Raw genomic sequence first — 5,686 nt, 5'->3', positions numbered from 1 at the left:
TTTACTTCCCTACACTAATCAACTAACTGGTGTGCCATTTCTTGACCTACGCTATTATCAAAATGATAATAATATTAGCAACGCCAGCATTGGCCTGGGGTATCGTCACTCGTTACCAGAACAAAAATTTTTTGGTATCAACTCATATTACGACACTATAGAAACCGATGATAATAAGTATACTCAAGCCTCTGTTGGGATAGAGTATATTACTAAAGCTTGGGAAGCGCGCGCGAACTACTACCAACCTACTAATGATGATAAAAACATCTTAAATGAACTATTTACAGCTGATATCAAAGATAACTATCTAGGCATCAACACCACAAGTGGTATTGAAGAATTAAACAACTCGGCTGACCTAGAGTTCGGGCGTATTCTATCGCAGGACAAAAACTCTTCGCTAAAAATGTATATTGGCGGGTTTTGGCAAGAAAGAACTACGCAAGATGATAATGTTGGTTTCCGATTAAAAAGTGAATACGATACCAGCGCGCCTAATTGGTTACCAAAAAACACTGCTCTAGGGTTTGGCCTATACGTTGAGCACGATGATGAAGATGACTTACGAGTTGGTGCTCAATTAAAATTGAACTTAGGTGTAACTGATAATTCTAATAATCATATTTTGCAACAAGTCAGACGTGAACTGATAATGACACCTGACGTTTATAATATAGATACTTTTGAACAAGCAGCTAACTATGGCAAGATACAAAAGTTTGCTTATGATAATACTAATGAAGATATACAAGCAGTCAATGGGCAAATTGCCAATCTAGGAGAGAACGGCGTTGCCCTCATGAGCGGCACGGTAACCTTTGACGACAGCTTGATTATCGGTGAAGGTCAGACCTTATTAGGTAATGGCTCGTTGTTAATCAAAACACTGTCCGGAAAACAGGCTGAATATAGACAGACCACACCAGCAAAAATTAATAATACTTCAGGAGACAGCAGCGTTGTTAAAGTTGCCTCTAACTCTACAGTTACAGGAATAATGACCAAGGGGGGAGCCGAAGGCATAGGTAGCCTAAACGAAAGTACAAATAATGTCAGTATTAACAACGTCGATATCTCAGCAACCACAGGCGATGGAATTAAGCTCAACAACACCAACGGTCTCAACATTAAAAACAGTAAAATCCATGACTTAAATATTTGTGAAAACAATACAGACTGTGAATTTGCAGTATTCTCACCAACAAAGGCTCCAAACTCAGCAGTGAGTGCAATCGGTAGTCAGAATATCAACATTGATAATGTCAAGATTGATGACGTTACCTATGGAATTTTTCTAGCCAGTGACTACGATCAAGAGACAAGTACGTATAAAACTACAACATCTAATGTGAATATTAACAATACAAGCATCAGCAACTCGCGCCGTGAAGGGCTACTATTGGTAGGCAATGACAACGTAACCATAGATAACCTCACTATTGATAACAGCAACCAAGATCAAGAAATGGATTTAATAGTGTTACAAGGTAGTCATAATATAACTATGAACGAGACAAACTTATCAGGCGGAATCAATGGTTTAATGATAGTCAATTCATCCAACCTACCTAGCTTTGACGACAACAATATTAAAATTAAAAATATGAACATTAATAACACTAGTCGCTCAGGCGTATTTATTAACCCAGCTTCAAAGATAGAGTTAGAAAATGTCACAGTTAACAACCCAGGAATCGCTGGAATCGCACTATATGGGAATGAATGGATGGGAGGGGCTGTAGAAGACGTCTCGATAAAGAACCTTCAAATAAACAACCCCTCCGAAAATGCAGTGGTGTTCTTTGGCCCGGTAAAAAACATCAAGGGCGACATAAACACGAATCAAAACGAAAACACTTGCAGCAACCTATGGGACATGGCTAAGTTCGAACAAGAACCTGGCAGCACACTAACCATTAACGGAAACAAAATAGCAAACTTAAGCGACTGCAACTAATATAAAGGGACGGCAATAGCCTAAGCAGGATAACAGCGGCGTAGACCCACACGGCTGTTATCTGATTTAGGCTTATCCACTGTCAAATTTTGCCGAGTCTTTTTCTTCTTTGGTATGTACTCTCAGAAATGCCCAAATCTACCCATGGTTTTAATGATTGCTCTGACGTAGCTACTGGCTTACGTTTAGACACCTTACCGCCCTTACTCCCTTTAAGCGCCTGACGATAAACGAATTCATTATAGTGATAGGCGTCACGCTTCCAGCAGTACTTAGCAATGCTTTTAGCAGTCGCCTTGGTTTCTGAGTACGGTAATGGTTCTGCAAACATCATATTTACGTTCTGAGCGTGTTTAAGCACTGATTGATACCATTGCTCCCATGTCTTCCCTCGATGCGCTCTAATCGCAGAATACGCCCAATGACGAACGGTATCGAACAGGGTGCAGTTCCTGCCAAGTCCGTATTCTTTCTCGGTAGCCGTTAAAGGTCTGAGATCAACGAATTCCGCGAGATAATTCAGCTCATAGGCTTCTTTTGTCCATACCTCGGTACGCCAATGCTCGTGCATCGGGTTTTTAGTGATGAAGTTTGTATAACCAACGTCTGCGCGAGTCGCTCTGACAAGCCCTGCTTGTATCTTAGCGAGATACTCTAGAGCTTTGCGGCTACCGTGCTCACTGGTACAAACGGGCGTTTTTAGCTCGTAGACGATATGAGCGTGGCCATTTTTAGGGTTTTGGGTTGTCCAGCGTGGCGGTGGCAAGTATTCTTCCGCCCAACGCATTGCACCATGTTCATGGTCAATATCAAGGCAAATAAAATGGGTCATGCAAGGAGGGTTGTGCTGGATATACCGCATTTTGACAGCGGTTTGCCTAGGACGAATGACAAGATTACCTAAATCATCGGTGCAATAGGGCTTGTAGGGGAGTGTTTCGTATATTTCCGGTAGTATTAACATGACACACACTTGTGTTGGTGCGCCTGCTGATATAAAATGTCCGTATCGAAAAATGGGTTTTATATCTGCTGACACAGATTAAAATTCATCTAACCCCTGAAGCTGGCCGGCTTTGGGGGTTAGTCGTTTCTAGCACTTGAGTTTACGCTCTCATTCTCGTTTCGTCAATTAACAATTTCCTTGTAAAGCCACGCCATTTAAGGCTTACGAAGTTGTACCTACTTCACGTTATCTGCCCATACTGGGACCCGAATAAGTCCGCTTAGGCTGTTGTTTTTCAAGGTCTTGCGTTATTTGTTTACTAATTTCGCGACAGTCTCTAACTCGCTGCTCAATTTGTTCTGTGACAACTGTATTTCGTGCTGTGAACTCTTTAGCTGCTCCATCGTACCTTCTAGCATCGTCTCTAATACGGTCAAATCTATCTTTAGATCGTCTGATAGCACTAATGTACTCTGATACTCGCTCAAGGCTTTCGTGAGCTGTAATTGTGCGTTTGCGAGTATTACTAGCTGTTCTGCTAACACTGTTTGTCCTTCCGTGTGTTCTTTGCGATGCTGTCGCCAAGCTTTCTGCTCTTTCGTGTGCTTGCTCAGTGAAATCTCTAATGCTTCGAACATGGTCGGTAACGATTTGAGTTCCTGCGCTTGCGTCTCTGCCAATGCCGTTAATGAGGTCTTTAATTCCTCGATAGTCTGCGTTTGGTAGTCGATCATGTCTCTTTGACGCGCTATGGTGTCGGCGTTCGCTTCCATCGCTTCGCTGACTTGCTGTATCAATTGTTTTTGCATGGTCTTTTATCCTAATTTCATTCCGATGACGACGCCTAATATCAATATCAACAAAGCGAACAGAAAGCCAAAGATCAGCACTGCCCAAACTCGGTGTTCTAGGAATTTGAAGGCTTCGGCTTGGTGATCTTGTATTGTCTCGCTCAACTCGCGTGAATACTCGCTCATCATTTCCGCTATCTCGGCTTTTTGTTGCTCTAGGCTCTCTGTCGTAAGGGCTTGGACGCTGTAAATGTGATTGGCTAGTAAGGTGTTGATGCCTTCGTTGTGCAGCTCTAACATTTCCTGCAATTTGGTTTGCTTCTCGTCTAGGCTCTCCGTGCCTTGCTTGATGATACTCTCGCTTTCGCTCAAGCTCTTTATAAAGGACGCGTGTAGCTTCGTTAAATCTTCGTCTAACGTGGTTTCTATAAGATTCGCTGTCTCGTTCGACTTCTGCTTGAACTTCTTGGCTAAATCTAAAATCTCGCTCATATAATCCGCCTGTTAATCTAATATTTCTGCCACCACTGGGGTTTTTAATGGAGACGGCTTTGTCAGTCTGTCTTGCGATCTCAAACCCTGCATCTTGTAGCGTTTCAATCACGTCACTACGACTGCTAATCAGCCCTTCGGCTACTAAGTTTTTTAAGCCTTCGGTAATAGCTTCCCTAGCTTCTTTGGTGGCTCTTGGTAGGTTGTCACGTTGCGCCATTAAACGTTTACGCGCAGGATCGTTTGGGTCTGATAAATCATAGTTAATATTCTGTAGGTCTTTCCACGCATTGACCCTCGTTTTGTCTTGGCTGTGAATATAGGGCTGAAAAAGTCGCCCATGCTCAAGGTCGATATTGGCAATCACAAAGTTAAGCTCAAGCCTTCCTTTGTCCCTGTGCTCAATCCATGCAAAGCTGACCCGATCAGCGGTTAGCCCTGCGGTAATTGTCTGCTCAAAGCCGTCCATAATTTCGTTTTTTTGCTTGATTGTTAGATGGTCAGGGGCTTCTTCAAAGCTCAAGCAACCACTGGTGTACTGGCGTTTAAAATCTAGTGAATCAATCAGTAGCTTTTGCTGCTCTACGTCACCGCGCAATATCTCGGCATCAGGACGATCACCGTCTTTGCCAAGTAGATAATCAAAGACGGCACTACCGCCACCGGTGCCGTGACGAAAGAATTTAACGATCATCGCTCATGATCCTTTGTAGCTCGGCATCAAGGTCAGCTTGTATTTTCACCAAGGTCATTAGCACCTCGTTGTTCACATGGTTTCCTAGGTTTAGATGCTTGGCAATTTGATTGATGTTGTTACCGATCCACGCCACATGACGCACCAATTCGGGGTCAGCTGCATGTATGATTTTCTTTGCTTTGCCTTTTGGTTGTTCGATGTTTTGCCCCAGTGCCAACTGGCGCAAAAAAGTGGACGTACCCAATTCACCGGCACGGGTTTTTATGTCGTTAAATTCAGTATCAGTTAGGCGTATTTGTATGTGCCTATCTCTGATTTTCTTAGTTGATTTATCATCGCTCATGGGTGACGTCCGTAAGGTTTTTGGGGTTAAGGGGTTTCCCCTTACCGGCATGCCAAAATGTAAAGAAACGAAGTGAATTGTAATGACGGCATATGCTAGCTTAGTAAATATCGATTTAATGCCGTTAAGTATAAGCTCTCTTTAATATGTCGATAATGCTTTTATATATTTACACATAGTAAGTTAATGTATATTATTGTTAATAATTATCATTATCATTATCATTAATCTCAAATAAGGCTTCCTGATGAAGAAAGTGTCATATCTCATACTAGGTTCAGTAATCATCCCTATTGCATTTTCTTCAGTACCTGCTGTTGCAGAAATGAACTCTAACTTTAGTCCAAAACTACAATTACAAGGCGATTGGACTAGCGATGATAATAGTTATGGCTTGGGAGTTTTACTTCCCTACACTAATCAACTAACTGGTGTGCCATTTCTTGACCTACGCTAT

5 protein-coding genes are annotated in these 5,686 nt (G+C 42.3%); 2 read left to right on the top strand and 3 right to left on the bottom strand.

Translation table 11 applies throughout. The features are described 5' to 3' along the window. Positions 1-1,960 (top strand): right-handed parallel beta-helix repeat-containing protein (locus CIK80_RS15150; protein WP_179288412.1); only part of this gene is annotated, 1,960 nt, incomplete at its 5' end. A gap of 82 nt (positions 1,961-2,042) precedes the next feature. On the opposite strand, the gene CIK80_RS15145 is transcribed toward CIK80_RS15150, so the two are convergent. The 3 genes from CIK80_RS15145 to mobC form a co-directional block, all read right to left on the bottom strand. Beyond that, positions 2,043-2,924 (bottom strand): replication initiation protein, encoded by an 882-nt coding sequence (locus tag CIK80_RS15145; protein WP_095570691.1) that lies wholly within the window; start codon positions 2,922-2,924, stop codon positions 2,043-2,045. Positions 2,925-3,152: 228 nt separating this feature from the next. After that, positions 3,153-4,883, bottom strand: coding sequence for a relaxase/mobilization nuclease domain-containing protein (locus CIK80_RS15140; protein WP_095570690.1), 1,731 nt, complete (start codon positions 4,881-4,883; stop codon positions 3,153-3,155). Next, on the bottom strand, positions 4,873-5,229 hold the full coding sequence (gene mobC, locus CIK80_RS15135; protein WP_179288411.1) for a plasmid mobilization relaxosome protein MobC: 357 nt from the start codon (positions 5,227-5,229) through the stop codon (positions 4,873-4,875). The genes CIK80_RS15140 and mobC overlap by 11 nt, the downstream gene beginning before the upstream one ends. Before the next feature lie 247 nt (positions 5,230-5,476). Between mobC and CIK80_RS15440 the strand changes: the two genes are divergently transcribed. Beyond that, positions 5,477-5,686: hypothetical protein (locus CIK80_RS15440; RefSeq protein WP_218830343.1), on the top strand; the 210-nt coding region annotated here is incomplete at its 3' end.

It is taken from the genome of Psychrobacter sp. JB193 (assembly GCF_002285555.1).
In the GTDB taxonomy this organism is placed as follows: Bacteria; Pseudomonadota; Gammaproteobacteria; order Pseudomonadales; family Moraxellaceae; genus Psychrobacter; species Psychrobacter alimentarius.
This window is presented reverse-complemented; position numbering and strand designations above follow the sequence as displayed.

Excerpts from the sequence above, each read along its gene's own strand:
- CIK80_RS15145 (WP_095570691.1), bottom strand. The coding sequence starts at position 2,924 with ATGTTAATACTACCGGAAATATACGAAACACTCCCCTACAAGCCCTAT.
- CIK80_RS15140 (WP_095570690.1), bottom strand. The coding sequence starts at position 4,883 with ATGATCGTTAAATTCTTTCGTCACGGCACCGGTGGCGGTAGTGCCGTC.
- mobC (WP_179288411.1), bottom strand. The coding sequence starts at position 5,229 with ATGAGCGATGATAAATCAACTAAGAAAATCAGAGATAGGCACATACAA.